This is a genomic window from Evansella sp. AB-rgal1 (assembly GCF_041820985.1).
Lineage (GTDB): Bacteria > Bacillota > Bacilli > Bacillales > Salisediminibacteriaceae > Evansella.
The window spans coordinates 95,349-120,020 of the sequence record NZ_JBGUAU010000001.1; the positions used below are offsets into that span (position 1 = coordinate 95,349).

General features: G+C 37.0%; 29 protein-coding genes and 1 pseudogene. 8 read left to right on the forward strand and 22 right to left on the reverse strand.

All coding sequences use genetic code 11. The features are described 5' to 3' along the window. Positions 1-426 precede the first annotated feature (426 nt). The 3 genes from ACERII_RS00505 to ACERII_RS00515 form a co-directional block, all read right to left on the reverse strand. Complete coding sequence (locus tag ACERII_RS00505) at positions 427-3,075, reverse strand: tetratricopeptide repeat protein (RefSeq protein WP_373639429.1); 2,649 nt, start codon at positions 3,073-3,075, stop codon at positions 427-429. Between the two features lie 147 nt (positions 3,076-3,222). Continuing rightward, positions 3,223-4,071, reverse strand: coding sequence for a patatin-like phospholipase family protein (locus tag ACERII_RS00510; protein WP_373639430.1), 849 nt, complete (start codon positions 4,069-4,071; stop codon positions 3,223-3,225). 75 nt (positions 4,072-4,146) lie between these two features. Then, on the reverse strand, positions 4,147-4,848 hold the full coding sequence (locus ACERII_RS00515) for a gamma-glutamyl-gamma-aminobutyrate hydrolase family protein (RefSeq protein WP_373639431.1): 702 nt from the start codon (positions 4,846-4,848) through the stop codon (positions 4,147-4,149). A 277-nt stretch (positions 4,849-5,125) separates the two neighbouring features. On the opposite strand from ACERII_RS00515, the gene ACERII_RS00520 reads away from it, so the two are divergent. After that, positions 5,126-5,548, forward strand: a complete 423-nt coding sequence (locus ACERII_RS00520) for an organic hydroperoxide resistance protein (RefSeq protein ID WP_373639432.1) — start codon at positions 5,126-5,128, stop codon at positions 5,546-5,548. A 93-nt stretch (positions 5,549-5,641) separates the two neighbouring features. Here the strand turns inward: ACERII_RS00520 and ACERII_RS00525 are convergent, their stop codons facing one another. The 4 genes from ACERII_RS00525 to ACERII_RS00540 form a co-directional block, all read right to left on the reverse strand. Continuing rightward, positions 5,642-6,031, reverse strand: a complete 390-nt coding sequence (locus tag ACERII_RS00525; RefSeq protein ID WP_373639433.1) for a hypothetical protein — start codon at positions 6,029-6,031, stop codon at positions 5,642-5,644. 18 nt (positions 6,032-6,049) lie between these two features. Continuing rightward, positions 6,050-6,262 (reverse strand): helix-turn-helix transcriptional regulator, encoded by a 213-nt coding sequence (locus ACERII_RS00530; protein WP_373639434.1) that lies wholly within the window; start codon positions 6,260-6,262, stop codon positions 6,050-6,052. A gap of 516 nt (positions 6,263-6,778) precedes the next feature. Further along, positions 6,779-8,155: a hypothetical protein gene (locus ACERII_RS00535; RefSeq protein WP_373639435.1), complete on the reverse strand. Its 1,377-nt coding sequence runs from the start codon at positions 8,153-8,155 to the stop codon at positions 6,779-6,781. Next, positions 8,139-8,666: an RNA polymerase sigma factor gene (locus tag ACERII_RS00540; RefSeq protein WP_373639436.1), complete on the reverse strand. Its 528-nt coding sequence runs from the start codon at positions 8,664-8,666 to the stop codon at positions 8,139-8,141. The genes ACERII_RS00535 and ACERII_RS00540 overlap by 17 nt, the downstream gene beginning before the upstream one ends. A gap of 174 nt (positions 8,667-8,840) precedes the next feature. Here ACERII_RS00540 and ACERII_RS00545 point away from each other — a divergent pair, with 174 nt between their 5' ends. After that, positions 8,841-9,329, forward strand: coding sequence for a nucleoside deaminase (locus tag ACERII_RS00545; RefSeq protein WP_373639437.1), 489 nt, complete (start codon positions 8,841-8,843; stop codon positions 9,327-9,329). Between the two features lie 116 nt (positions 9,330-9,445). Here the strand turns inward: ACERII_RS00545 and ACERII_RS00550 are convergent, their stop codons facing one another. From ACERII_RS00550 to ACERII_RS00565, 4 genes are all read right to left on the reverse strand, one after another. Then, entirely contained in the window at positions 9,446-9,625 is a 180-nt protein-coding gene (locus ACERII_RS00550; protein ID WP_373639438.1) for a hypothetical protein, read from the reverse strand. Positions 9,626-10,396: 771 nt separating this feature from the next. Further along, the gene (gene fabF / locus ACERII_RS00555) at positions 10,397-11,638 is read right to left on the reverse strand and encodes a beta-ketoacyl-ACP synthase II (RefSeq protein WP_373639440.1); all 1,242 of its coding nucleotides are present in this window, start codon (positions 11,636-11,638) and stop codon (positions 10,397-10,399) included. A gap of 27 nt (positions 11,639-11,665) precedes the next feature. Next, positions 11,666-12,610 carry a beta-ketoacyl-ACP synthase III gene (locus ACERII_RS00560; protein ID WP_373639441.1) on the reverse strand — a complete coding sequence of 315 codons (945 nt, stop codon included), beginning with the start codon at positions 12,608-12,610 and terminating at the stop codon, positions 11,666-11,668. 178 nt (positions 12,611-12,788) lie between these two features. Next, the gene (locus ACERII_RS00565) at positions 12,789-12,941 is read right to left on the reverse strand and encodes a hypothetical protein (RefSeq protein WP_373639442.1); all 153 of its coding nucleotides are present in this window, start codon (positions 12,939-12,941) and stop codon (positions 12,789-12,791) included. Positions 12,942-13,144: 203 nt separating this feature from the next. Here ACERII_RS00565 and ACERII_RS00570 point away from each other — a divergent pair, with 203 nt between their 5' ends. Next, positions 13,145-13,249 carry a YjcZ family sporulation protein gene (locus ACERII_RS00570; RefSeq protein WP_373639443.1) on the forward strand — a complete coding sequence of 35 codons (105 nt, stop codon included), beginning with the start codon at positions 13,145-13,147 and terminating at the stop codon, positions 13,247-13,249. A 117-nt stretch (positions 13,250-13,366) separates the two neighbouring features. Here the strand turns inward: ACERII_RS00570 and ACERII_RS00575 are convergent, their stop codons facing one another. From ACERII_RS00575 to fabI, 7 genes and pseudogenes are all read right to left on the reverse strand, one after another. After that, positions 13,367-14,017 (reverse strand): glycoside hydrolase domain-containing protein, encoded by a 651-nt coding sequence (locus tag ACERII_RS00575; protein WP_373639444.1) that lies wholly within the window; start codon positions 14,015-14,017, stop codon positions 13,367-13,369. Between the two features lie 284 nt (positions 14,018-14,301). Next, a pseudogene (locus tag ACERII_RS00580) lies at positions 14,302-14,525 on the reverse strand (TerC family protein); the annotation flags it as partial. Between the two features lie 54 nt (positions 14,526-14,579). Continuing rightward, the gene (locus ACERII_RS00585) at positions 14,580-14,912 is read right to left on the reverse strand and encodes a metal-sulfur cluster assembly factor (RefSeq protein ID WP_373639445.1); all 333 of its coding nucleotides are present in this window, start codon (positions 14,910-14,912) and stop codon (positions 14,580-14,582) included. 132 nt (positions 14,913-15,044) lie between these two features. After that, a complete protein-coding gene (locus tag ACERII_RS00590; RefSeq protein ID WP_373639446.1) occupies positions 15,045-15,551 on the reverse strand; it encodes a DoxX family protein in 507 nt (168 codons plus the stop codon). Positions 15,552-15,855: 304 nt separating this feature from the next. Continuing rightward, positions 15,856-16,113: a hypothetical protein gene (locus ACERII_RS00595; RefSeq protein WP_373639447.1), complete on the reverse strand. Its 258-nt coding sequence runs from the start codon at positions 16,111-16,113 to the stop codon at positions 15,856-15,858. A gap of 97 nt (positions 16,114-16,210) precedes the next feature. Continuing rightward, positions 16,211-16,636 (reverse strand): hypothetical protein, encoded by a 426-nt coding sequence (locus tag ACERII_RS00600; protein WP_373639448.1) that lies wholly within the window; start codon positions 16,634-16,636, stop codon positions 16,211-16,213. 292 nt (positions 16,637-16,928) lie between these two features. Then, positions 16,929-17,708 carry an enoyl-ACP reductase FabI gene (gene fabI, locus ACERII_RS00605; RefSeq protein ID WP_373639449.1) on the reverse strand — a complete coding sequence of 260 codons (780 nt, stop codon included), beginning with the start codon at positions 17,706-17,708 and terminating at the stop codon, positions 16,929-16,931. Positions 17,709-17,823: 115 nt separating this feature from the next. On the opposite strand from fabI, the gene prpE reads away from it, so the two are divergent. Next, the gene (gene prpE, locus ACERII_RS00610; protein WP_373639450.1) at positions 17,824-18,570 is read left to right on the forward strand and encodes a bis(5'-nucleosyl)-tetraphosphatase PrpE; all 747 of its coding nucleotides are present in this window, start codon (positions 17,824-17,826) and stop codon (positions 18,568-18,570) included. A gap of 48 nt (positions 18,571-18,618) precedes the next feature. On the opposite strand, the gene ACERII_RS00615 is transcribed toward prpE, so the two are convergent. Genes ACERII_RS00615 through ACERII_RS00630 form a run of 4 tightly spaced genes read right to left on the reverse strand, consistent with a single transcriptional unit; the run spans position 18,619 to position 21,405 of the window. Further along, complete coding sequence (locus ACERII_RS00615; RefSeq protein WP_373639451.1) at positions 18,619-19,509, reverse strand: RluA family pseudouridine synthase; 891 nt, start codon at positions 19,507-19,509, stop codon at positions 18,619-18,621. Positions 19,510-19,523: 14 nt separating this feature from the next. Further along, positions 19,524-20,318, reverse strand: a complete 795-nt coding sequence (locus tag ACERII_RS00620) for an NAD kinase (protein WP_373639452.1) — start codon at positions 20,316-20,318, stop codon at positions 19,524-19,526. 27 nt (positions 20,319-20,345) lie between these two features. Then, a complete protein-coding gene (gene yjbM, locus ACERII_RS00625) occupies positions 20,346-20,975 on the reverse strand; it encodes a GTP diphosphokinase (protein WP_373639453.1) in 630 nt (209 codons plus the stop codon). Positions 20,976-21,012: 37 nt separating this feature from the next. Continuing rightward, a complete protein-coding gene (locus ACERII_RS00630; protein WP_373639454.1) occupies positions 21,013-21,405 on the reverse strand; it encodes a UPF0738 family protein in 393 nt (130 codons plus the stop codon). Between the two features lie 216 nt (positions 21,406-21,621). On the opposite strand from ACERII_RS00630, the gene ACERII_RS00635 reads away from it, so the two are divergent. The 4 genes from ACERII_RS00635 (at position 21,622) to ACERII_RS00650 (ending at position 24,430) form a co-directional block, all read left to right on the forward strand. Continuing rightward, positions 21,622-22,206 (forward strand): CYTH domain-containing protein, encoded by a 585-nt coding sequence (locus ACERII_RS00635; protein ID WP_373639456.1) that lies wholly within the window; start codon positions 21,622-21,624, stop codon positions 22,204-22,206. 22 nt (positions 22,207-22,228) lie between these two features. Beyond that, positions 22,229-22,858: a lytic transglycosylase domain-containing protein gene (locus ACERII_RS00640; RefSeq protein WP_373639457.1), complete on the forward strand. Its 630-nt coding sequence runs from the start codon at positions 22,229-22,231 to the stop codon at positions 22,856-22,858. Positions 22,859-23,092: 234 nt separating this feature from the next. Beyond that, positions 23,093-23,479: a globin domain-containing protein gene (locus ACERII_RS00645; protein ID WP_373639458.1), complete on the forward strand. Its 387-nt coding sequence runs from the start codon at positions 23,093-23,095 to the stop codon at positions 23,477-23,479. A 27-nt stretch (positions 23,480-23,506) separates the two neighbouring features. Beyond that, complete coding sequence (locus ACERII_RS00650) at positions 23,507-24,430, forward strand: ClpXP adapter SpxH family protein (protein ID WP_373639460.1); 924 nt, start codon at positions 23,507-23,509, stop codon at positions 24,428-24,430. The last annotated feature ends 242 nt before the right edge of the window (positions 24,431-24,672 follow it).

Genomic DNA, 24,672 nt, shown 5'->3' on the forward strand with positions numbered 1-24,672 from the left:
CACTTCTACACCGAGGTTGGAAATCCTTTCGTTTGTTTTGTGAAATGGTTTAGTAGGGAGTTGTTACTTTTAAAAGTCTACCCTGAAAATACGAGTGTCAATAAGTAGTCAAACTATCTAGTATTACTAATATTGTTGGTAGTTATTCCATTCGTTTCAGCCCATTCGCTTTCCTAGGGGAGCTGCCGAGCCTTCTACACTCCTTCGTCGCTCCGAAGTCTCGCCTCTGCTCTGCATCCCACAGGAGTCTCAGGGGCTTACACTCATTGCAAATAAGATGGGGAGTTCTAAAAGACTTTACACGTATTTTCATCCGCCATGGCGCAATCTTAGAGACTTATTAAAAAACCATATTCCAGCAAATATCTCACTAGAACATGGTTCTCTCTACCTTACATAGAATATATCCATACACCTTCTTCAAAACTACTTAACAGCAACATCGCTCTTCTTCGCCCTCTCCATCGTCTCGCATTGCATCAACCGTACCTCAAACAGCTTCAAAGGATCATAAAATATTTCTGGATTTTGATGCATACCCTCCACTTGTTCTTGCGCATTTTCCTTCTCCACCGAACAGAACTCCACATGCTTTTCGAGCTCCCTCTTCACATCCTCAAAGAAGATACCAACATCACCCTTTAACACTCTTTCAAATGAATCAAACTCAAAGAAATACTTTTCAATAATGGATCTCGCAACCTCATCAAAGCTTTGATTATCCACAAATTTTTTATAACGCTGATACAACATAGAATTATTTTTCTGCCGCGACCCAAACAATTTGCCAGCACTCTTCAGAAAAAATTGTGATGCATGAGAACGATTCATAATATTCTCTTCTACCAATTCTATTCCTTTTGTTTTCCGCTTAATATCCCGTCGCCAATCATTTAAAACTTGCATATCACACGTCAACATCATACGCTTCTCCGCAAAAACAGGTAACGTCTCACACATTTCTGTCAAATACTGCTGATACGAAACCAAATCCTCATTGGTAGCCGCTAACCAATCCTCCAAATCCCTCCGAAACTCAGGAATTAGTTCCTCTTGGAAAAAGGAATATACCTCATCATTCATCTTCCTATTCAACTCTTCATGAAGATTGGAAAAATCACTATCCTCTTGAATAAAGCTAGAGCAATCTCGCAACAGCTTCGGAATTGCCATCATTGCCTGATTTTTCGCATCCTCCTTAATAGAGGAATACGTATCAACCACCATCTCCAACTTCTCCTGCTCCGCTTCCTCTACATTCCCTATAAACCCATTCAACTTACGCAAGATATCATCATAAAATTCAATACTCTTATGCAAGGCCACTTCCCTAGCTTCACGTCTTGAAAGTAAATCATTCAACGTAGCACGAATCACATGTAACAACTTAGAAGCCTGAATCTCCTCCGAAACCTCACCAAAGGCAAACGAATCCTCAATGAACATAACAAAATCACGCAACCGCTTTTCACGAGTAAAATGCAAATACACCTTTGACTCAGGAAAACATCGACGAAGCTTGCCCTCAGACTCTTCCCAATCATCATCATCTACACTCAATACAAAATGTACTGGAACCAAAAACTCCTTCCTCAAACGACGAATCAAGGAAACACTTTCATCAGACAACTCCTTCACAACAAATAACACACCATCCGCAACATCAACATACCGAAGTTCCTCAAACCTGTCACACTCCGGAACAAAAATTAGCGAACACTCCAGCTGTCTTAAGAACCAACTATTTTCTTTTTGAAAAACAATAGCACTCTCTTCTAATTCTGAGGACTCCTCCACTTGTTTTATCCCTTCGGAAGAAACCTCCTGCAACAAACGATCGCCTAATTCAACGAACGATGTATGGGATTCAGATGCCCCCTTTCCATCCAACAGAAAAGACTGAACATCTTGTACACCGCTTCCCATAAGTCCTGTCACATATAAATGGTTTTTCGTTCCTTCCAACAGTTTGGAAGAGAGCCATTTTGCTTTTTTATCAATCTTCATGTTATTAATTTCCGCCCAAGTATACAATGTTTCAAGTAATTGCATGCTGTCCTCTAACTTAACACTCTCATACTCCGACTGAAGGATATAGTTATTTGCGAGCTCTAACGTGGATGCATCAATCCTAGATGGAAACACTTCATTCCAAGCAAAGACGGCTGCAGCAGGAAACAAATATTTCTTTTCCTTAGAGAACGTTAACCAATTTTTTAGCATAGAAGGAATGATAGGCTGTACGTCCTTCACTAAATATCTTCCATCTAAAATATCTAAATAGCTTTCTCGAAAAAGATCCGATAAGTTATCCCAAGCAGCAAGATGCTCCTCACCGGTTACTAGCAAAACATTTACGTTATTTAACCAGGTTAAATAATACTCTCCATGTTTATAGCTATCCCAAAAAGCAGTTGCTAACTCTGCAAATAAGGTTTTATCCACAGTAGAAACAATCTGTAATGCTTCATAAAAATAATCAGGTATGTACCCCTTTGTATACCCTTGATCTACATATTTTTTAATAACACGAAACCACAAAGGATTGGCTGTTCGAATAGCTTCTGATACTGCTAATTCCACAGCACTCTTATAATCCTTTTGTTGCTCATAAAAGATTCGCGCAGTTTCTGTTACATCATGATAATCTGGATCAATCGATATCGCTTTTTTCATATATTTATAGGCTTTGTCTATTTTTTCACGATCTCTATGAAGAAAAAATAGCTTCAAAGCAACTTCTACCGCTAAGACATTACTAGGTGATTGTATCTTTATATACAATTTCTCTGCTTCCACGTGCATTCCCAATTCAACATAAGCATCCGCTATATTTTTCTTTGCCCAAGGTTCTAATTCTGAATCGATTTTTTCCCATTTATAAATCGCAGCTTCCATATCATTTGCATGAAAATAAATTTCTCCTTGTGCAAACCGAATGGAAGACAACTCTGTTGATGATTCCTTTCTTTGAATTCCACGAAACACTTCCCCCAGCACTTCTACCGGTTGCAACTCCACTCCTGGCTTCATAAATTTCTTAAAGTACGTCTTTTGTACTAATTGGCTTTCCATCGCACAACCCCCCCAGAATATTCCTCTTAAAACAAATCTATTATTTCTTTCAGGCGTATATACCTATGTTTCAAGCTTTTCCTAATGTTGGGATAGATGATATGAAAAAATCCCTACATCATTAGATATTCTCTCTTGATGTAGGGTTTATGACTGTAGCCATTGATATATTGTGTGATACCGTTTCTGAGCGTCTTCATATCCAAGATCATATAACTGAGTAAGACGTTTTTGATTACGCTCCATGCTGCTGACTGGCAAATCTACACTTGGTTGGATGAGTAAGATATTTCCTTTTTTTTCTTCTTGGTGTATGTAATGAAGCGTTTCATTGTATATATTATATGAATTTTCTAACACTTTGGCTATACTGGGATGTTTCTTTACAAAATATTTATATAAAAAAGCTAGTTTGCTTCTCGTTTGGAAAACTCCTCGTTTTGGCATAATAACGATATTCTTTTTAAATCCATCCTGTTGTGCCTTTTTTATCGGGATAGGATCCGCTATGCCGCCATCTAATAACTGTTTTCCATTGTATTGAACAGCAGGTGCGATAAATGGAATAGAACTAGATGCACGAATAATCGTTAAGATATCCTCCCCAATGCTATGTTTCGAAAAATACATCGGTTCTCCTGTCTCACAGTCTGTCGTTCCTATCCAAAACTGTTCCTCTCCAGAATAAAAAGTATCAAAATCAAAGGGGATAACATTATTTGGTATTTCATGAAACAGGAAATCCATACCAAATAGTTCTCTCTTTAAAAGGAAGTTTCGGTAAGATAGATAACGAGGATCATTCGCTAAACCGATATTTACCTGCTTATTTCTACCCTTTTGTTTTGATAAATACGAGGCAGCCATGCAAGCACCCGCTGACACCCCAATGACATATGGAAAAAACAGATTCTTTTGTAGAAAAAACTCTAAAACACCAGCAGTATATAGCCCTCTCATACCGCCACCTTCTAAAACCAGACCACATTGTTGCATAAAGATACCTCAATTCTAAAAAATGTAGCGAAGAAGCCACCCAACTCTTAGCATTGACTGGCTTCTTAGTAAAAATCAAAGTGACTCTATGAACGCTTTAAATAGCTTCACAGAATTAATGTCATCTGTTTGTAAAAGGTTTTCTGGATGCCATTGAATTCCAAATACAAATTTATGATGTTCACTTTCAAATGCTTCTATTATCCCATCACTTGATTTTGCACTCACTTTAAATCCATCTGCCAAGTCTCTTACTGCCTGATGATGGTAGCTATTCACTTTAAACTTAGAAGATTGTACGATTTGGTGAAACAAACTATCTTCCGCTACTTCAACGAAATGAGAAGTATGTGTTCTCGGCGCACGTTGGGAATGCTGAAGAAGCTGATGAAATGTTTGTGCATAAATATCTTGGTACATATCTCCTCCAGCTGCGATATTGAGAATTTGACACCCTCGGCAAATCGCTAAAATAGGAATATTACGGTCCAAACATTTTTTTATCAAGATCATTTCAAACACGTCTCGTTCAGGATTAATTTCCCCTAAGTCAGGATGTGGTTCCTCACCAAATAAAGTAGGGTCAATATCGCCCCCACCTGTAACTAATAATCCATCGATGGAATCTATTAATTTATCAATTGACTTTTCATCAGAAATATTAGGTAATACAACTGGTACTCCTCCGAATTTTGTTATTGCTGTAATGTTGTCTTGACTTGTTGTTAACACACCATCGTGACGCAAGTTTGATGTAATACCAATCATTTTTTTCATTAATAAGACCTTCTTTCTATGTTGTATTTCCCACCACTATTAGCCAATAGTCATAATGTTACCATAATTATGATTCTTTTTCTTTTAATTAAACTGTTTATCGAATGAAAATCGAGCATACTATTTAAATGACGAGATATTTTCTACAACTATACGCTATACGAAAGTGTTTCGTGTCAAATACTTTTGCTTCCAACATAGAAGTACATACTTTAGTGGTTTAGAAATCTCGTTTTTAGTAAATAAGTTAGATAGGACAAAAAAAGGAGTGGTAATGATGGCAGACAAAATTTTAACTACATCAGCAACAGCGCAAGGTGGACGTGAAGGGCATGTAAAATCGGACAACGGTGTGATTGATTTAGATCTTTCTATGCCAAAAGGTTCCGACATCCCAGCTGACGCAACAAATCCCGAACAGCTATTTGCAGCAGGATATTCTGCATGCTTTGATGGTGCCCTAAACTTGATGGCTAGAAAAGCTAAAAAAGAAATTGATTCCAAAATTACAGCTGAAGTTAGTTTATTAAAGGACGAAAGTGATGGAGGCTTCAAAATTGGAGTTGTCCTTCACGCAGACATAAAAGGAGTTTCACAAAGTGAAGCAGAAGAACTGGTGGAAAAAGCACATGAGTTTTGTCCATACTCGAAAGCAACAAGAGGGAATGTGGATGTAGAGTTGAAAGTGACAGGGGAATAATGGAAAAGGCTCAGGGATTCTTGAGCCTTTTTTCATTTCTTTATTCGTTAGTTGTAAGAAGGGTGTTCCTAAATGTGAATCTTTCTAATTGCTTTAGTATCGAAATGATAATATTACAAACGAAGAAAACACCGTTGTAATCGTAAATGCGGCCAATATACTTACTGTTTGGAATCCGTCTAAACTTACTACGTTGGTTTGGAATAGAACCATAAGAAGAATCATGAATCCCAAAATGAAAAAGTAACTATAGAACATTCCTTTTTCTTTTATTCGCTTCGTTCGTTCATCGTTATCTTTAAACTGTGGGTATAAGTATGCAAGACAAAAACACATGATTGTTGTAGAAAGTAAACCAAACTCATGACCCTGTGGGAATGAATTTGTATATATTGTTGAAATAAATATTAATATTGTAAATAAAGTAAAACAGATACCAAAAATAAGAAACATCAATCTTTTTCCACTCTTAACTTTCTTCATAGTACAACCCCCATTTTATTACTGGTTAAGCCTATCTTCCTCATCTAATAAAAAAACTTCTTCTACAATCGTTCCAAAAAGACGAGCTATTTGCATTGCAAGTGGCAAAGAAGGATTATAACGACCTTTTTCTATAGATATTATTGTTTGGCGAGAGACTCCTAGTTTTACAGCTATCTGTTCTTGAGAAATCCCTTTTTCTTGCCGTAACTGTTTCATACGATTTTGCATGGAAAATTCCTTCCTTTCCTGTATATTCATCGTAATGTAAAAGAAACTTTACGTCAAGGGTGCTTTACATTATTTCTGACATATACATCAAAGTTTTACTCATGAAAGGCACGATCAGAGCGTTTACGTACCTTTCAGAAGAAGTTTTTCTCATGAAAGGTACGATCAGAGCGTTTGCGTGCCTTTCAGAAGAAGTTTTACTCATGAAAGGTACGATCAGAGCGTTTCCGTGCCTTTCAGAAGAAGTTTTTCTCATGAAAGGCACGATCAGAGCGTTTCCGTGCCTTTCAGAAGAAGTTTTTCTCATGAAAGGCACGATCAGAGCGTTTCCGTGCCTTTCAGAAGAAGTCTCGGAAAATATAAAACAAAATTCAAATAAAAAGAGGGAGCAACAAGGGAAAAATCACCTCCTTTGTTACCCCCTATAAAAATATATTTTGATGAAGTCATCCCGTACATTTTTACTTTGTGATATCCGCTAATGAAGTAGGCTCACAAATAATCGTATCCTATTCTTTAATTATCTCTCTCTGGAGGGTATTGCTCCAAAATGTCTCCATTCTCATTGACGCCATAAACTGGTACTGAATTTGATAAGTCCTCTACCTCTGATAAGTAAAACCAGAACCTTTCGCCATCTCTGTACTCTACAATTTTTGCTTTCTCTTCCTGATTATTTACAACTACAATAACTTCTACTACCTCGTCATTAAATAATCTCCCACTAATCAAACTATCGAAGTTAGGAGAGCTATATGATAAGTTAGAAAAACCCCAGTGCAAATTATCTCTTTGTGTAATTTGATACGAACTTCCCCCAATATTGCGCCAACCAAATAAGTTTTTTTGAAGCATGTTTCTGCCAAAATAGGAGATTGTTCCCCCACCATGTTCATAAAACGCAAGGGCTTCATTATTACTTAACATCTCTACATGAACCACGTCCATCATCGGCAAAGTTGTTTGGTTCGTCTCCTTTTTAATTTCTACAATATCATCTTTTAAAGCAATATTCGTAAAATGAGAAATAATCGCCAGCGTAATAATTGTAGCCGACAGGATCGTTTTTCGTTTTGTACTATTGCTATATTTCCAAGTAACAAAAAGTAGTCCCGTAATTATAAAAATTGATAGTAAATAGGGCACTAAAACATTGCTATTGTGATCCCCTTCGTCATATAGCGCAATGTTTTCTCGGTGCAAATCGATTACATGATACGTTACTCCCGGCCAATTTCCTCTATAATTTCCACTTGGAATAACCTTGCTCTGATACATTAACTCAAAGTTATTATTATCGATATACTCCTTTGGAACAAAAAAAGAAATCGTAGTATTTTCCCCTGGCTCCACCACCTCAAAGGATCCCTCTAATACATCTACCTCAATAAGAACTGAAAATGTATCTACATATTGATCCTCAGGATGTTTCACCCACTCTCCGTCTACTTCATCTAACCTACTCTTATCAAAGCTCTTAATAAAAATTTCATTATCCTGTATGTTAAAAGGTTCTTCATTGGTATTCTCAATGAAAAGAGTGACAGCATATCCATCCCCCTGTTCTTCTATTCTTTGCAGATTAAAGTAAAACCCTCCTTCTATTTCATCAGAATACCTTTGCGCAGCATCGCCTCTGCCACTTTCCTGTGCATGATCAAAAAAAGGAAGTACTGGTACAAGTAGGATAAACAGAAGAAAAGCTGCCGCTGTAAGAGAGAGATAATATTTAAGTGACGTACCTTTTTTAGAAAAGAAAAAACGTTCCTTTTTTTCAAGATCATGAAAGATTCTCTGCTTCACCTTATTTCTCCCCTCTTCAGCCCACTGACTCTCTTTATCAACGGACTTCAACGTTTCATCTAGTTCATGAAAATCAGGTTGTTTCTTCATACACTGCTTCCTCCCTTCCTAGTTCTTTTTGTAATAATGGCATCGCCCTGTGTAGCGTCACTTTCACTTTGTTTTCCGACCACCCTAAAATATCACTCGTTTCCTGAATAGAAAAATCTTTAATTTTTCGTAAAATAATCACTTCCCGATACGAATGTTTCAAATTTCCTAGCGCTCTATAGATCTCTCTTATATTTTCCTTCATATGGAGGACATCCTCTGGTAAAGGGGCTGTATCTTTCTTATTGAGCAAAAAACTTTCGAGAATTCTTAACGGCTTATTTTTCCGTAAATAATCAATTGTCATATTATGGGCAATACGGAACAACCATGTTTTCGTCTCTGATTTTCGTTCGAACGTTTCCATGTTGTTGTATGCACGTATAAACGTTTCTTGTGTTAGGTCCTCTGCTTGCTGATAATCCCTTGTCATCATACAAATATATTTAAAGATTGCATCACTATATAATTGATACCATTTTTCTAGCTCTATTTTCTTGTCATTCCCCAAATCTACACCTCCCCAGCTAAAACAAATAAGTCGATATTCAGACGAATTGCTGTATGTAAAAGTTACAGTATGTTGAAAAAAGTTTTGAAACGATAGTAATCTTCATTTATTCTATTATACTTAAGACTAGTAGTACTAACGAAAAATCATATACTTTAGGAGGAACTTCTTACTATGATTGATAACTTTGATGAAATAGATCACTCTATTTTTATGAAGGAAGCATTAAAAGAAGCGGAAGAAGCTGGTAAACGTGGTGACAGACCTATAGGTTGTGTCATTGTTCATAAAGGAGTCATCGTGGGGCGGGGATCGAACAAAAGCGAAACAATGTCGAGTGATGTGGCTCATGCGGAAACTACGGCAATCATAGGATGTGCAGCTTACCTAAAGAAGCACGGGAAGGAATGTGTCATTTATACAACTGTGGAGCCTTGCATTATGTGCTTGACGACCATTGTTATGGCTAATATTCGAAATGTGGTATTTGCAGTGGAGGATAAATATATGAAGATGGGTCCTTTTATTGTTTCAAACACATATATTAAAGATCGAATCCATCATTATGTCGGAGGAGTATTAGAGGGTGAATCTATTAATCTTATTGAAACATATTCTCCATTTATGGCTTCGGTTGTATTAAATGGAGTGAGACCCGAGTAGGAGTCTCCTTATACAAAGTAACTATGATTAATTTGTCGCGATCAAAACAACCAGTCTTCACCTTAACTAGCATGGGTACCCGATTACCTTTTCTGACACAGTTTGCGGGAATCCAATCACCTCTTCAATTCCCATTCATCACTTCCAACCACTCCTTCGGGAATCCAAACTCCCCTTCCCTTCCCGTTCCTCACTTCCAACCACTCCTTCGGGAATCCAAACTCCTCGTCAATTCCCGTTCGCCACTTCCAACCACTCCTTCGGGAATCCAAACTCCCCTTCACTTCCCGTTCCACACTTCCAACCACTCCTTCGGGAATTGAAACTGGCCTTCAATTCCCGTTCCTCACTTCCAACCACTCCTTCGGGAATCCAAACTCCCCTTCCCTTCCCGTTCCACACTTCCAACCACTACTTCGGGAATCCAAACTCCCCTTCACTTCCCGTCATACACTTCCAACCACTACTTCGGGAATCCAAACTCCCCTTCACTTCCCGTTCCTCACTTCCAACCACTCCTTCGGGAATCCAAACTCCCCTTCACTTCCCGTTCCTCACTTCCAACCACTACTTCGGGAATTCAAACCCCCCTTCCCTTCCCTTCCCGTTCCTCACTTCCAACCACTACTTCGGGAATTCAAACCCCTCGTCAATTCCCGTTCGCCACATCAAACACATCACTCTGGAATCCTCCCCTCACTCCCTTCAATCCTCCAAAGTAAGAAAAGCGCAAGGCGCCCTCTCATGACCGAAATGCAAATGTTCTGGACGAACGAAAAGCGTAATCCGCTTGCCGTCTGCGAAGAAAAATGTTCTTTCAGTTGAAAAGTGCTTTTTACTTTTCCAACTGGAAGGTTATTTTTCAAAGCAGATAGCGGGTGGAGCTAGACAAAAAAAACGCTTTTTACTTTTAATCGGCTAGGTTATTTGACACGAGGTCATAGCGCCTAGAGCTAGACACCTTTCAAAGTCCAAAAATTTTATACTTTATCTTTAAAAAAAATCCTGTGCATCCACTGTAGGGAGCACAGGATTATATAAGCTACTAATCGGCACAAATCGTCAAACTATCTATCAAACTTCCGAAACGCTAAAGTAACATTGTGTCCACCAAAACCTAACGAGTTAGAAAGAACAACGGAAATATCCTTCTTCTTCGCCTCATTCGGTACATAATCCAAATCTAATTCCTCATCAGGAGTTTCATAGTTGATCGTTGGCGGTAACACTCCATCACGAATCGCCAATAAAGAAAAGATAGCCTCAATTGCACCAGCAGCCCCTAATAGGTGTCCAGTCATCGACTTCGTAGAACTGATACTCAAGTCATATGCATGCTCTCCAAATACTGCCTTGACTGCCTTCGTTTCAAACAAATCATTATAATAAGTGGAAGTTCCATGCGCATTGATATAATCTACATCCGTACCTAACAATCCACCATCCGCTAACGCAAGCTTCATTGCACGTTGGCCACCCTCCCCATCTGGAGCAGGAGTCGTAATATGATGGGCATCCCCTGTTGCACCATAACCCACAAGCTCCCCATAAATTTTTGCACCACGAGCTAAAGCATGCTCCAATTCCTCCAAAATAACAATCCCAGAGCCTTCAGCGATGACAAATCCATCTCGATTTTTATCAAACGGACGGCTCGCAGTCCTAGGATCTGGATTCGTGGACAATGCAGTCATATTTGCAAACCCAGCAATCGTCATTTCCGTAATCGCCGCTTCTGCTCCACCAGCGATCATCATATCCATATCCCCATTTTGAACTGCACGAAACGCATCACCAATAGAGTTCGCCCCCGACGCACATGCAGTAACAGAACAATTATTTATTCCCTTAGCACCTAATTCAATAGAGACTCGTCCAGAAGCCATGTCTGGAATAAGCATTGGTATGATAAATGGACTAACACGCTTTGGCCCTTTTGATAAAAAACGTTTGTGTTGAATTTCAAACTCGTCTAATCCTCCTATACCAGACCCTACCCATACGCCGATACGCTCGGCTGGAATAGTTTCGCCAACAACAACACCTGCATCTTCCACAGCCATTTTACTTGCAGCTATAGCAAAATGAGTGAAGCGCGCCATTCTTCTAGCTTCTTTAAAATCCATATAGTTTCCAGGCTCAAAGTTTTTGACTTCCCCAGCTACTTTCACATTTGAGTTCTCCACATTTGTACTTTCAATCGGGGCAATTCCCGATTCCCCCGCTTTCACTTTCTCCCATGTAGTGATTACATCATTTCCTAACGGAGTTACTGCACCAACACCAGTAATAACAACACGCTTTTTCATCTCTCTTCTCCCCTTACTTCAATGTATTTATATACCCCATCGTAAACAAACAGAACCCCATGTTAATCCCCCACCAAAACCAACGAAAACAAGAATATCTCCATCCTCAATTTTCCCCTTTTCAAGCTCATAAGAGAGTGCTAGAGGAATGGAAGCCGCAGATGTATTACCATGTTTTCTTACCGAAGTGGATATCTTATCTTTCGGAATCCCAAGTCTGGCCGCTGCCGCATCTAAAATTCGGACATTCGCTTGATGCGGAATTAATAAATCGATATCATCAATGGTTAACCCTGCGTTTTCTACCACTTGTAAGGTCGATTCAGGTAATTGACGAACGGAAAATTTAAACACTTCTCTCCCGTTCATTACAACGGTGTTAGATTTTGGATTTACTAATAAATGTTTTCCCCCAGCTCCATCAGCTCCTAACTCAAAAGATAATATCCCTTTCCCTTCAGACACTTCACTTAACACAACTGCCCCTGCGCCATCTCCGAAAAGAACACAAGTAGTCCGGTCTGACCAGTCCAGTATTTTAGAAAACTTCTCACTACCTATAACTAAGACGTTTTTATATGTATTCGACTCAATAAACTGTTTTCCTGTAACTAATGCATATACAAATCCTGAGCATGCTGCACTGATATCCATCGCAGGTGTTGTTGGTATTTCTAATGCTTCTTGAACCATTGTTGCAACAGACGGAAAAGCAAAATCAGGTGTTGCTGTTGCAACTAATATTAAATCAATCTCTCCTGCAGCTAATCCGGCATCCATAATTGCATTTTTAGCAGCAATTACAGCCATATGAGAGGTATCCATTGCTTCGTTCGCAATTCTTCGTTCCTCTATCCCCGTTCTTGTTCGAATCCATTCATCGCTTGTATCAACGATCTTCTCTAAATCATTGTTCGTAACGATTGCATCTGGAAGAAATGTTCCAATTCCAGTTATTCCTATATGTTTCATATTACACCCCTAACCTTACCGGTAATGACCAGGTACTAATATCAGATATACACTTAATACTCAGTATACCCTTTTTTTAATAAGAAAAGAAATTAATTAAAATAAATTAACCATCCATTATATGGATGGTTATATAACAGTATAATGTAATTACAAATGCTCATTACTTTAAGAATAATTAAGACCATTTATTTAGAACTTTTTCCCCTTTATCTGTAATAAATACTTTCCCCTGTTTTTTAGCTTCCATAAGTTGCTTCACAACTTCTGCTCTTTCCTTAGCTTCTTCCGCATTTCCACTCTTCGCCTTTTTAAAAATTCTCATTTTCATTATGTCCTCTCCTTTAGCTTAAAATGGACTTTCGGCTTCCTTATAACAATATGTTATTCATTCTCTATGTGTGAATGCCTATTTTTAAAAAATCTTTGTAAAACTATTTTTTCTTTATTTCTTCAGGTTCTCCTTTTCACCTACACAAAAAGACAGTAACAATCATAGATTGTACTATCCCTACATGAAAGGAGGGAATGATTATGGGTTACGGATGTCACCACGGCGGGTTCGCTGGAGGCTTTGCTTTAGTATTAGTCCTATTCATCCTGCTCGTTATTATTGGAGCGGCTTGGACTGCTTGGTAGTAGACTAACACCATAACTTGAAAAGCGCCTTATAATTAGGCGCTTTTCTTTATCCTGTTTATCTTCTTGTCTGAAAATACTCTCTAATGTTAAACCAATATGTTTACATGCATTTACCTAATATAACTCGTCGTACAATCTCTTTTGTAATAATACAGTATCAATAGGACACTCCTCTGCATCTCGTCCATACTGCCACGCCCAAACGTTCCCCGCACAATTGGGAGTTTTAGGATTGAATACTGGTATATTTGCTTTTCTTGTTATACCGGTTTCCGGTTCAGCACTCCATAAAACAGTCTGTGTTCTCACTAACTCACTTCTTTGAATCGCTTCACAATAAGCTTCATTAAAAGGACCTTCTGTTGGATCATGATAAATACCAGGGCGATAATCACTATTATAAAATTTTTCAACCCATGCAATAATCCAATCTGCATCTACCTCAAAGAACCTTTCTACATTTGCAAAAATAAAGACACCTTTAGGGATACCGAGTCTATGGGCATTATAAATGGCATTTTGTGCAGCAATTCTTCCAGCAGTTGCTCCTACTGCTTCTCGAAAGTTGTTATATATAGGTAAGATCTTTACTCCTTTCCCTTTTAAATATAGAATTTCACTTCTAGATAATCCTTCGCTAACATTCGGTATCGTGTTTAAGTATCTCCCCCACACGTCAGGCTGTCCAAAGTTACGTACAACACAGTCATATAAACTTTCCGTTGCTGCGGCGGCTGAATCTACACCCCATATAATATTAGACAATTTTCATTCCTCCTTCACAGTTACTATATGAAGGACCAAACCTGTTAGGTGAAAAAAATGTAGAAAAAAAAGCTACTCAAAGAATTATGACCTTTGACTAGCTCTATGCTCTACTCTTAAACTATTAATTAGCAGCTTTTTGTTTAACTGGTTCTTCATCTACAAGTACTTCTTCTTGTTTTTCCTTCGATAAGAACCAGGCTAACAGTACGATGGAAATAAATACTCCCTCAAAAATTAGTTTCCATAGCTTTGATTCTGGAAAGTGATGTGAAATTACCCATAATATTTGGAATTTCTAAGAATAATAGATATATTGCTCCGATCGCTTGAATTTGCCAAACATTAAATAAGAACGAAATAAGAAATAAGGATAGAAGTCTGAAGAAAAACTCTCCCACCCAATTCATATAATATGGCTTTCTTCCTTTGCTTCTCAGAAGAGAGATGTTTTAACCATCATCGCTAATACTACTGCGTTGTCTGCAGCAAGGACACTACTCAATATATTTTATCGAATTTTACAAAAAATTCATTTTTGGAACTATAGTAAATTAGATACTTAATAATCATGTACTCCAAGTGCAATTTTGGCATATCGAGACATCATCTTTTTATTCCAGACAGGTTTCCAAACTATCTCTACATCTATTTCTCTAATTTCACCAAACTCTTGCAATTCATGTAATGCTCTTCTTACATCGGACACAATTGTTCCGGCAAGAGGACAGCCCATGGATGTTAAGGTCATCGTGATTCTTACATTCTTTTCGTCATCAAATGCTACTCCGTATATGAGACCTAAATTAACAATATCTACCCCTAACTCTGGATCCATAACATTCTCTAATTCGGCTTTTACTCTTTCGACCATTTCTTCATTTTCCTTTGACATTGTTTTCACCCCTTGTCTTATTAGTGTAACAGGAAATTAGATTTATTTAAAAACTTTCTTCTCCTTGAATGAAGAAAAGCACCCTTCATTTTTGAGAGTGCTTTTCTTCGTTAATGTAGTTTTATTACAATTTTATGCAGGAGATTCTGCTGTTGTTTTACCTTTAATAATTTTTTTGAATTGCAAGTTTAGATAAGGTATTACCCAACGATCTCCACCAAATTTACCAGCATTGTATCCTGCCGCAAGAATGAAAATTGTTAAAAGTATCATCCATGGGTTTGTAGAAACTGTTCCTGCAAACATGAAAGCAAAGTTCATCATGATACCAAAGAATGCAGCCGCTGTTGTTAATACTCCAACGATTAACCCAAGACCAACTAATAATTCTCCCCAAGCAACCATAAAGCTAAATACTCCAGCGTTAGGTAATGCAAAGTTTTCGATAAAAGCATGATAGGTTGGGTATGTGTTCATTACTGTTTCGTTTGCAACTACTCCATTTAAATATCCAGCCGCACTAAAGTCACCAGTAACTTTACCCCAACCTGCAGTCATCCAAGACCAACCAAGATAGATACGTAATAAAGTTAAAGCCCCAGCAGCATATACATTGTTTCTTAAGAAATTCATAAACATATTAACCATACCTCCAAATTTTTATTTTTATAAAATAAATGATAAGAACCAATACAGATGATATTTCTTTCTTGTTGTTTAGTGATCACTAACTATCTTCACTAACAGTATATAATGGAATTTCCCTGCACGAACGTTATAACTGTGAACATATGGTTGCAAACTAGTGGCTAATCTGTGACAAAAATCACATCTAAACTACATACAGTAATAACAACGTTTTTATTTATATTATGCACTAAAAAAGATGTACCCTCCGTTACAAGCAACGTTAGATACACCTTATAGCTTTCGATCTTTCTTATTATATAATCTCATCAACATATGAACCTTTCCCTAGTAATTTACTTTCAAGCTTATGAGCCTTTTTCTTAATATCTTCAATCTGTTTACTATTATCAACTGAAGTATTCCAATGAAATAAATTTCTATGGTGATGATTTGTTCGGTAAAATGCTACCCGGTTTGTTGGGGGTGTAGGTGCAAGGTCTGTTTTCTCATTCTTTTGCCGGTTCGTATAAATAAGAAATTGATCATCCTTTATCGGTGGTATATATCCCATAAGAGCACCCCCTTTAATTCTATTAAGAATCTATTCCCGTTTTTAGCTAGAAGTTAAACATCGGTTTATAAATTCCGATATTTAAAGAAAGAATAACTTAGTTATCTTCATTTGATTCATCATGATGCTTCAATGACTCTTGAAGCCGTTTGCTAGTAAGACGTAACTTTTCCTCCAATAATGCCAATTCTCCTTTTAGAGCTATATTCTCCTTTTCAAATTGTTCACTTTTCATCGTCTCCTTTTTGAAATCTTGTATTACTTTCTGTCGATTGACATGTATTTCACGAAAACCTTCTTCTAATATTTTGTTCCTCTCCTCTATACGTTTTATTTGATCTTCTAAGTAATGTACGCGATCTTCAAGTTGCTCTTTCTCTTTCGTCAACTCTTCTAATAACTTATAGTGATATTGTTCTTCATAAATTTTTACTTTTTGCTTATACTTAGCAGTTTCTGATTGCAAATGCAGTATCTTTTGCTTTAACTGAACATTACTTAACCGCACTTTACTCTTTTCCATGAAATCCCCCACTTTTCATTTATTTTTTTATAGTTCTTTTTCATCATATGAACAAAATTCTGGAAACTTGCAAAAAGAAGCATTTTTATTAGTAAAGAGCAAAGCGCACCATTTCCGCCTAAAATCTGCCTCCGTCCTGTGGCCAACGGAGTAATGTGCACATCTGTCTCCCGGCGAAAAGCAAATGGCACCTGGAGCTAGACATCTTTCTAAGTTCAAAAAAATTTTATAAATTCTTATTTTTTTAAAAAAAGAGCAGCTATATGAAATAGCTACTCTCTACTGGCAATGCTTACATCAATCCTATTGTGTTATAACCACCATCAACATGAAGAAGTTCGCCTGTTATTCCTCTGCTCAAATCACTCATTAAGAATAATGCAGTATCGCCTACTTCTTCTTGCGTTACTGTTCTCTTTAGTGGCGCATTTTCTTCCATCTCTCTTAACACTTCATTAAACCCACCGATTCCTTTTGCTGCTAACGTACGAATTGGACCAGCAGAAATGGCATTTACGCGAATATTTTCTTTCCCTAAATCATTTGCTAGATATTTTACACTGGCGTCTAAAGAAGCTTTTGCAACACCCATAACATTATAGTTTTTAACGACTCTTTCTCCACCAAGGTAAGATAAAGTTACAACACTTCCCCCTTCTGACATGAGAGGTCTAGCTGCTTTTACCACTGCAGTTAACGAGTAAGAACTTATATTATGAGCTAACAAGAATCCTTCTCTCGTCGTGTTTAAGTATTCTCCATCAATCTCATCGCGGTTTGCGAAAGCAATACAATGTGCAATACCATGGATAGTACCAGCTTGTTCTTTAATTTGGTCGAATGCCTTATTAATTTCTTCATCATTTGTTACGTCACAAGGTAAAATGATAGAATCTTTCCGTTCTAATGTCGCCGCTAATTCAGTCACGTTCTTCTCTAACCGTTCTCCTTGATATGTAAAAACTAATTTAGCCCCAGCCTTTGAAAGAGATTCTGCAATTCCCCAAGCAATACTTCGTTTATTTGCAACACCCATAATTACGTACGTGCGTTTACTTAAATCTATTTTCATTACATCTTCCTCCTATAATAGAAGTTGTTGTTAGTACTTGGTCCTAATTTTACATAGTTTCCATTGGTTCGTCAAATGATATTATAATGGTATGTAGAGAAACGAGGTGATTCATTTGTTTGACATTATTGGAGATATACATGGATGTAATATCGAAATGACAAAACTACTACATAAATTGGGTTACACAATTGACGATGATTCCAATACTCTTACCCACCCTGAGGGAAGAAAGCCTGTTTTTTTAGGAGATTTAATGGATCGTGGACCTAATTCATTAGCAGTTATATACTCCGTAGCCCACTGGGTAAAAAAGGAGCAAGCTCTTTATTGTCCTGGAAACCACTGTAACAAACTTTACCGTTATTTTCTCGGAAGAAATGTAGTTATTTCTCACGGTTTAGAAACAACCGTAGCCGAGCTAAAGAAATTAACAACAAAAGAATTTAACCACTATTCTTCTCTATTTAAGGGTCTTTACGAATCAGCACCATTGTACTTAGTTTTGGATGAGCAAAAGTTAGTTGTTGCCCATGCTGGAATACGACCGAATGACATTGGAAGAACGTCGAAAAACGTGAAGACCTTTGTTTTGTACGGAGATATTACAGGGGAGAAGCATGAAGATGGACGGCCCATTCGTAGAGATTGGCCAACAAAATATAACTATGATTGTACAGTCGTATATGGTCACACCCCTGTAAAGGAACCACGCTTTGTTGGCAATACCATTAATATTGACACTGGTTGCGTGTTTGGAAATGAACTAACTGCCTTGCGATGGCCAGAAAAATCAATTGTTTCTGTTCCGTCAGAGCAACCACCTTTCGAAGAAAAGTTTCGCCCGTTTGATCCATATTAAGAAAAGGGAGTCAGTGGAAAAATCCATTGACTCTTTCTTATCTCTTCCTTATATATCCATTCTCATTGATGTCAACTTATCTTCTATGTCCTTTGCTAGAGGACAAGTAAATGAAATTTTATGCTGATCGATAGGATGAAAAAACTGTATTTCACTAGAATGAAGTGCTTGCCTATGAATCCCTTCTGATTTTCCTCCGTATAATGTATCTCCAAGCAAAGGATGACCTATATGACTAAAATGGACTCTAATTTGATGAGTCCTTCCTGTCTCTAAGGAAACTTGAACGAGAGTTGCATCATCAAACCGTTCTAGTACTTTATAATGAGTAACTGCGAATTGACCATTTTCTGAAACCACTCTTTCAATAATACTATCTGGTTTTCTTGCTATCGGAACATTGATTGTACCTAATTCCAATTCCAATCGTCCATGCACTAATGCCTGATATCTTCTTTGCACTTGTCTTACTTGTTGTTTTGAAAAAAGATCATGTATGTAACGATGCTTAGCAATCATTAATAATCCAGATGTGTCTCTATCCAATCGATTGATTGCATGGAACGTAGCAGGATATTTACATTGGTTATAATAATTAATAACTGCACCAGCTAACGATAGCTCTGAATGGTTTCGAGAAGGAATGGTTGGTAAATGTGGTGGTTTATTTATGATCAGTAAATGTTCGTCCTCGAATACAACATCCAACGAAAGAGGGGTAGGCACAATCCACTCACTAACTTCCTCTCTCGGAAAAATAAGTTGGATTTTATCGCCAGACTTTAGAACGTACCTAACAGTTTCTTCTTTTGAATTCACAAAAATGGCTCCACCTTGAAACTTTATATCTGCTAAGGCTTTTCTTGATAGTTGCTTACTTTCACGTAAAAATTCACGAAGCAATACTCCTTCATCTTCTATCGACACAGTCCATGTCACTTGAATCCCTTTCATTATCCAGTAATAAAGGATTCTCTTACTCTTTTCCAAAATGGAAACGGACGAAAGCGAGCAAACCGAATCTTTTCCTCTGCAACTCGACATTGTATGGACTTTACATCCTGCTGAAGTAATGTTAGATGGTCAATAGTTACTTGAAAGTCAGCCTCTTTTACTGGTTTTAACAAGCATGTATGATGCTGTGGTAACACTAGCGGGGAACCAACAGTACGATACACTCGATTATTAATGGAAGCCATTTCGGCAAGTTGGATGCATGCTAATGATGGGTGTAGGATAGCCCCTCCTAATGCTTTGTTGTATGCGGTACTTCCAGATGGGGTGGAAATACATAATCCATCTCCACGAAAAGTCTCAAACGATTCCCCCTTTATTTCTATGTCCATAACAATGGACCCTTCAGTACTTTTTACAGAGCATTCATTTAACGCTAAAAAACGCTCTGCCTTCTTCTCTCCATAATAACGGATGATAACCTCTAACAATGGATATTCCACTATTTTAAAAGGAGTTTTTGCAATATGTATAACTAGCTTTTCAACTTCTTCAGGCTGCCAATCAGCATAGAAACCTAAATGTCCTGTATGTACTCCAACAAACGATACATCTTCAAGACGATGGTTGTATACATGAAATGCCTCAAGCATTGTTCCATCTCCTCCGACGGAAACAACAATATCCGGTTCGGAGACATCACTTGTTAGTTGAAATTCCTCTAAATAATTATGAACCTTTTGAGCGATCATGTTAGACTCTTGATCCCCTCTTGAACGAACGGTAAATTTCATAACCTTAATTTTCCTTTCCACCTTTAATTATCGAATGGAATCTCGTTTCTTTGAAATAATTTTGTGAGCCTCTTGTACCTCTCCACGAATTTGAGACATTTCTTCGTCTAAACGAAATGCAGCTTCAGCGGCTCTCAACAAACGTGCTTTTACATCCTCAGGTATTTTCCCAGAATATTTATATTGTAAAGAATGCTCGATTGTGGCCCAAAAATTCATCGCAAGTGTTCGAATTTGTAGCTCTACTAATATCCTTTTTTCTCCCCCTTCAATCATTTGAACAGGGTACCGTAGAACAAAATGATAGGAGCGATAGCCACTCTCTTTTTTATGTTTAATATAATCTCTTTCTTCTATTATTTCAAAATCTGTACGAGCGCGTATTAATTCTGCAACTGTATCAATATCACCAACAAATTGACACATGATCCTTACTCCTGCAAGATCCTGCATTTCCTCTTCCACGTTATCCAACGGAATATTTTTTCTCTCCGCTTTCTGAATAATACTAGAGACCGGTTTCACTCTTCCAGTAACAAATTCAATGGGAGTGTGCATGGAGGATAGTTGATACTGTTCTCTTATTCCTTTTAATTTTATCTTCAACTCATCTACAGCTTGTTTATATGGTGCAAGTACCGTGCTCCAATCCTTCATGGGGTTCACCACCAATGACTTTCTTTATTGAATCCAATTAAAAGTAACTTTCTACAGCGTCTAACATTTCATCACCATAATTGCTATTTCCTCTAATATTATCTAGAATAAAATTTAATTCAACTAAAAAATTGTCCAAAGGAACTACTACATTGTCACTCTGATAAAGAAATACGGCTTGAACAGACAATTCTTTCTTTCTTACTTCAGCAAGTTCATTCCAAATTTCACTAGAAAAACGTAAATGAACAAATGATTCTTCATCTTCTAATATGTATACGAACGTTCTTTTATCAGAATCAACAAGTATTTGCCCTTGTGGCTGCAGACTTCTTAAATAATCTATAGAATCCTCTTCTACCTGCACAATTGCATCCACTGTATCCACGTTATTATGTATTTTTAGTTCTTCAACATTCCATGATTTCATTACCTCAGCCTCCAACACTTTCATTCACGTATAGTTTATCATAATTTTCCTTAATCAGCGAAAATATACTCAACCTGTAGTACTTATTAAGAAAAGCGCAGAGAGTCTGAAGCGAATTTTATACTAACGCTTTTCTATGACACATAGGAATGCGGATTGTAAAAATTTGACCCATATGAAATAATTAAAAAAATCATTATAATGAAGGTGAATGAATTGAACCAAGAAATTGAAATAGAATTTAAAAATTTGTTGATGGAAGAAGAATATTCCCGTTTATTAGAAGCCTATGGATTTAATAAAAACAACGCAAAACGTCAGACAAATCATTATTTTGAAACAACACAGATGGAATTAAAACAAAAAGGTAGCGCACTCCGGATAAGAAAAAAAGGGAATTCTTACACATTGACCTTGAAACAACCTTACAAAGATGATCTGTTAGAAACTCACCAACAATTAACAGAAGAGGAATTCTTTGAAGCAATTAAAAACAGTGTTTTACCAAATGGTGATGTTTTAGACCAAATTTCTAAGCTCTTAGAAAAGAATCAACATACGTTTACTTATTTAGGGGAATTAACAACAGATCGTATTGAAAAAACATTAGATGAAGGTACACTTGTCTTAGATAAAAGCTATTATTTTCAGGTTACTGACTTTGAACTTGAATTTGAGTGTGTAGATAAACAAACTGGCTATACTTATTTTCAAAACACATTAACAACATACGAAATACCAATAAGAGAAACACCTAATAAAATAAAACGATTTTATGAAGAAAAAATGAAACAAAAATAAAAACCCTTAGAGGAGATTCAATATGAATACAAACTGGGTAAATGATTTTTATCAATGGAAGGTCCTACGTTCTTGGGGTCAAAAACAAGCCAACACTTTATCTATGCCCTCAAATAATGTACAAGCTTCCTTTCAAAATTATTTGCAAGTTGAATTAAATAAAAATTTTATGAAGCAGGAAATATATGATTCCCCTACCTTTTCTACTGAAGTTTTCCAAACAAACACAGGAGTACTAGCAACGGGGAACGAACGATCCAAAGCCTTTCTTCCTATGATTGAAGATGCGGCAAAAAAACACGGTATCGATAAGAACTTGATTTATGCTGTTATTCAAACGGAGTCCAATTTCCGACCAAATGCTGTTAGTGGCGCAGGAGCTAGAGGATTAATGCAATTAATGCCAAAAACAGCTGCTAGTTTAGGTGTAATAGATAGTTTTGACCCATACCAAAATATTGATGGAGGTACCAAATATTTAAAGTCCATGTTGAAGCGGTACAATGGGGACATCTCCCTAGCGTTAGCTGCTTATAATGCTGGTCCCGGTAACGTAGATCGCTATGGAGGAATCCCTCCATTTAGAGAGACTCAAAACTACATCCCAAAAGTACTTGAACTATATGCTAAAAGAGAAAATATGGAAATATAACGGTTATCAATGCATTCTATTTTCACTTTTTGTTAACATCGTCTATAATGATAGACGATGTTTTTCGCGTTTTTTCTATCTATTTAGCATGAATGGAAAGGGTAAACCATATTAATAAGTTGGAAATGTTCATAAATAATTCACATTTGTTGATGACCTACCTGATGCTTGCTACAATAATGAATAAGTAAGAGGTTGAGTCAGTTTTTTTAGAAAGAGGAAAAGGAGACTACAATGGACTTACAAGATGAAAAAACACCATACGAAATATTAGGAAAAGAGAAATTATCATCATTGGTAGATACATTTTATGAACTAGTCGCCAAAGATCCTGAGCTTTCTCTTATATTTCCTGATGATTTACATGAGACTGCTCGGAAGCAAAAACAATTCCTAACTCAATTCTTAGGTGGTCCACCTTTATATACAACCGAACATGGACACCCGATGCTTCGTGCACGCCATATGCCATTTACAATCACTCCTTCAAGAGCAAATGCATGGATGTTGTGTATGAATGAAGCAATGGAACATACTAACATAAAAGAACCATTACGATCACAAATACTAAGTCGATTATCTTATACGGCTAAACATATGATCAATTCTCAAGAGATATAAAAGCTCTCTGGAAAAGGGGGATAACAAATGTCTACAAATGATGAACGTTTTATTTGCTACGATGAACTAGGACTATGTTGTCCTGAAGAGCCTTCATCCTTCTACGTATCAGATAAAAAGAAGAAACCAATGGAGATTTACATGTTTATTGATCCATTATGTCCTGAGTGTTGGGCATTGGAACCCATTATTAAGAAATTACAGATGGATTACTCACCCTATTTTACTTTACGAACTTTATTAGGTAATGAACTGAAATCACTTAATCAACCTTGCGGATCCAAGAAAGAGGCTCACTTAAAACAGCTAGCTAAAATGTTTAATGAAACTGCTTCGAGAACTGGCATGCCCTGTGATGGTGATGTTTGGTACGAGAATAATCCGACTACACCCTATTCAGCAATTATTGCTATTAAGGCAGCAGAGCTACAAGGAAAAGCAATTGGATCTAAATATTTGCGACGTTTACGTGAATCTTTATTTGTTCATAAACAAAACATAGCTGAGGAGAATGTTTTGATTGAATGTGCGAAAAAAGTAAACGGGATGGATATAAAGGAGTTTCAAAAAGATTTACATTCTCAAAGCGCTATGAAGGCATTCAAATCAGATGTTAATACAACGAAAGAAATGGATGTTACAACTGTTCCAACGTTAGTCTTTTTTAGTGACGATGTAGATGAACCAGGACTTAAAGTATCAGGTTTATACGACTATTCGGTATACGTTGATATTATGAAGGATATGATTGTGGATGATTTAGAAAAATGCCCACCTATGCAACTAGAATCCTTTCTTCAATTCTATTCGCTTGTAGCTTCAAAGGAAATAAGTGTTGTTTTTGATTGGTCAAAAGAAGAAGTAGAAAAAGAAATGAAGAAACTGCAAATAATGCAAAAAGTTGAGAAAGTACCAGTGAAGTACGGTACCCTTTGGCATTATATTGGGTAGATGAGACTCCACTCTATTTATTAAAAACTCGAATATAACATAACATAGAGATGGAAAAAAACCAGGTGGGGTAACCTGGTTTTTTTCATCGGAACATTGTCAAGTTTATTCTGAAAGGGTTACGTCCAGGGGTTTGTGACGTTTGTATTCACATATAACTACTAGGGGGAGTTATGTGCTTTCCTCTCATAATGTTAATTTATCAAATCACTGACGAATATTCAATCTTTAAGTGAAACATT

Bases quoted from the DNA above. Each gene is read 5' to 3' on its own strand.
- ACERII_RS00530 (WP_373639434.1), bottom strand. From the start codon at position 6,262: ATGCAAAATCGTATGAAACAGTTACGGCAAGAAAAAGGGATTTCTCAA.
- ACERII_RS00650 (WP_373639460.1), top strand. From the start codon at position 23,507: ATGTCTACAAATGATGAACGTTTTATTTGCTACGATGAACTAGGACTA.
- ACERII_RS00645 (WP_373639458.1), top strand. From the start codon at position 23,093: ATGGACTTACAAGATGAAAAAACACCATACGAAATATTAGGAAAAGAG.
- ACERII_RS00525 (WP_373639433.1), bottom strand. From the start codon at position 6,031: ATGAAGAAAGTTAAGAGTGGAAAAAGATTGATGTTTCTTATTTTTGGT.
- fabI (WP_373639449.1), bottom strand. From the start codon at position 17,708: ATGAAAATAGATTTAAGTAAACGCACGTACGTAATTATGGGTGTTGCA.
- ACERII_RS00560 (WP_373639441.1), bottom strand. From the start codon at position 12,610: ATGAAACATATAGGAATAACTGGAATTGGAACATTTCTTCCAGATGCA.
- ACERII_RS00640 (WP_373639457.1), top strand. From the start codon at position 22,229: ATGAATACAAACTGGGTAAATGATTTTTATCAATGGAAGGTCCTACGT.
- ACERII_RS00600 (WP_373639448.1), bottom strand. From the start codon at position 16,636: ATGGAAAAGAGTAAAGTGCGGTTAAGTAATGTTCAGTTAAAGCAAAAG.
- ACERII_RS00630 (WP_373639454.1), bottom strand. From the start codon at position 21,405: ATGAAATCATGGAATGTTGAAGAACTAAAAATACATAATAACGTGGAT.
- ACERII_RS00535 (WP_373639435.1), bottom strand. From the start codon at position 8,155: ATGAAGAAACAACCTGATTTTCATGAACTAGATGAAACGTTGAAGTCC.
- ACERII_RS00585 (WP_373639445.1), bottom strand. From the start codon at position 14,912: ATGTCAAAGGAAAATGAAGAAATGGTCGAAAGAGTAAAAGCCGAATTA.
- ACERII_RS00515 (WP_373639431.1), bottom strand. From the start codon at position 4,848: ATGAAAAAAATGATTGGTATTACATCAAACTTGCGTCACGATGGTGTG.
- ACERII_RS00545 (WP_373639437.1), top strand. From the start codon at position 8,841: ATGATTGATAACTTTGATGAAATAGATCACTCTATTTTTATGAAGGAA.
- fabF (WP_373639440.1), bottom strand. From the start codon at position 11,638: ATGAAAAAGCGTGTTGTTATTACTGGTGTTGGTGCAGTAACTCCGTTA.
- yjbM (WP_373639453.1), bottom strand. From the start codon at position 20,975: ATGAAGGATTGGAGCACGGTACTTGCACCATATAAACAAGCTGTAGAT.
- ACERII_RS00570 (WP_373639443.1), top strand. From the start codon at position 13,145: ATGGGTTACGGATGTCACCACGGCGGGTTCGCTGGAGGCTTTGCTTTA.
- ACERII_RS00510 (WP_373639430.1), bottom strand. From the start codon at position 4,071: ATGCAACAATGTGGTCTGGTTTTAGAAGGTGGCGGTATGAGAGGGCTA.
- ACERII_RS00565 (WP_373639442.1), bottom strand. From the start codon at position 12,941: ATGAAAATGAGAATTTTTAAAAAGGCGAAGAGTGGAAATGCGGAAGAA.
- ACERII_RS00505 (WP_373639429.1), bottom strand. From the start codon at position 3,075: ATGGAAAGCCAATTAGTACAAAAGACGTACTTTAAGAAATTTATGAAG.
- ACERII_RS00520 (WP_373639432.1), top strand. From the start codon at position 5,126: ATGGCAGACAAAATTTTAACTACATCAGCAACAGCGCAAGGTGGACGT.
- ACERII_RS00595 (WP_373639447.1), bottom strand. From the start codon at position 16,113: ATGGGATATATACCACCGATAAAGGATGATCAATTTCTTATTTATACG.
- ACERII_RS00620 (WP_373639452.1), bottom strand. From the start codon at position 20,318: ATGAAATTTACCGTTCGTTCAAGAGGGGATCAAGAGTCTAACATGATC.
- ACERII_RS00590 (WP_373639446.1), bottom strand. From the start codon at position 15,551: ATGTTTATGAATTTCTTAAGAAACAATGTATATGCTGCTGGGGCTTTA.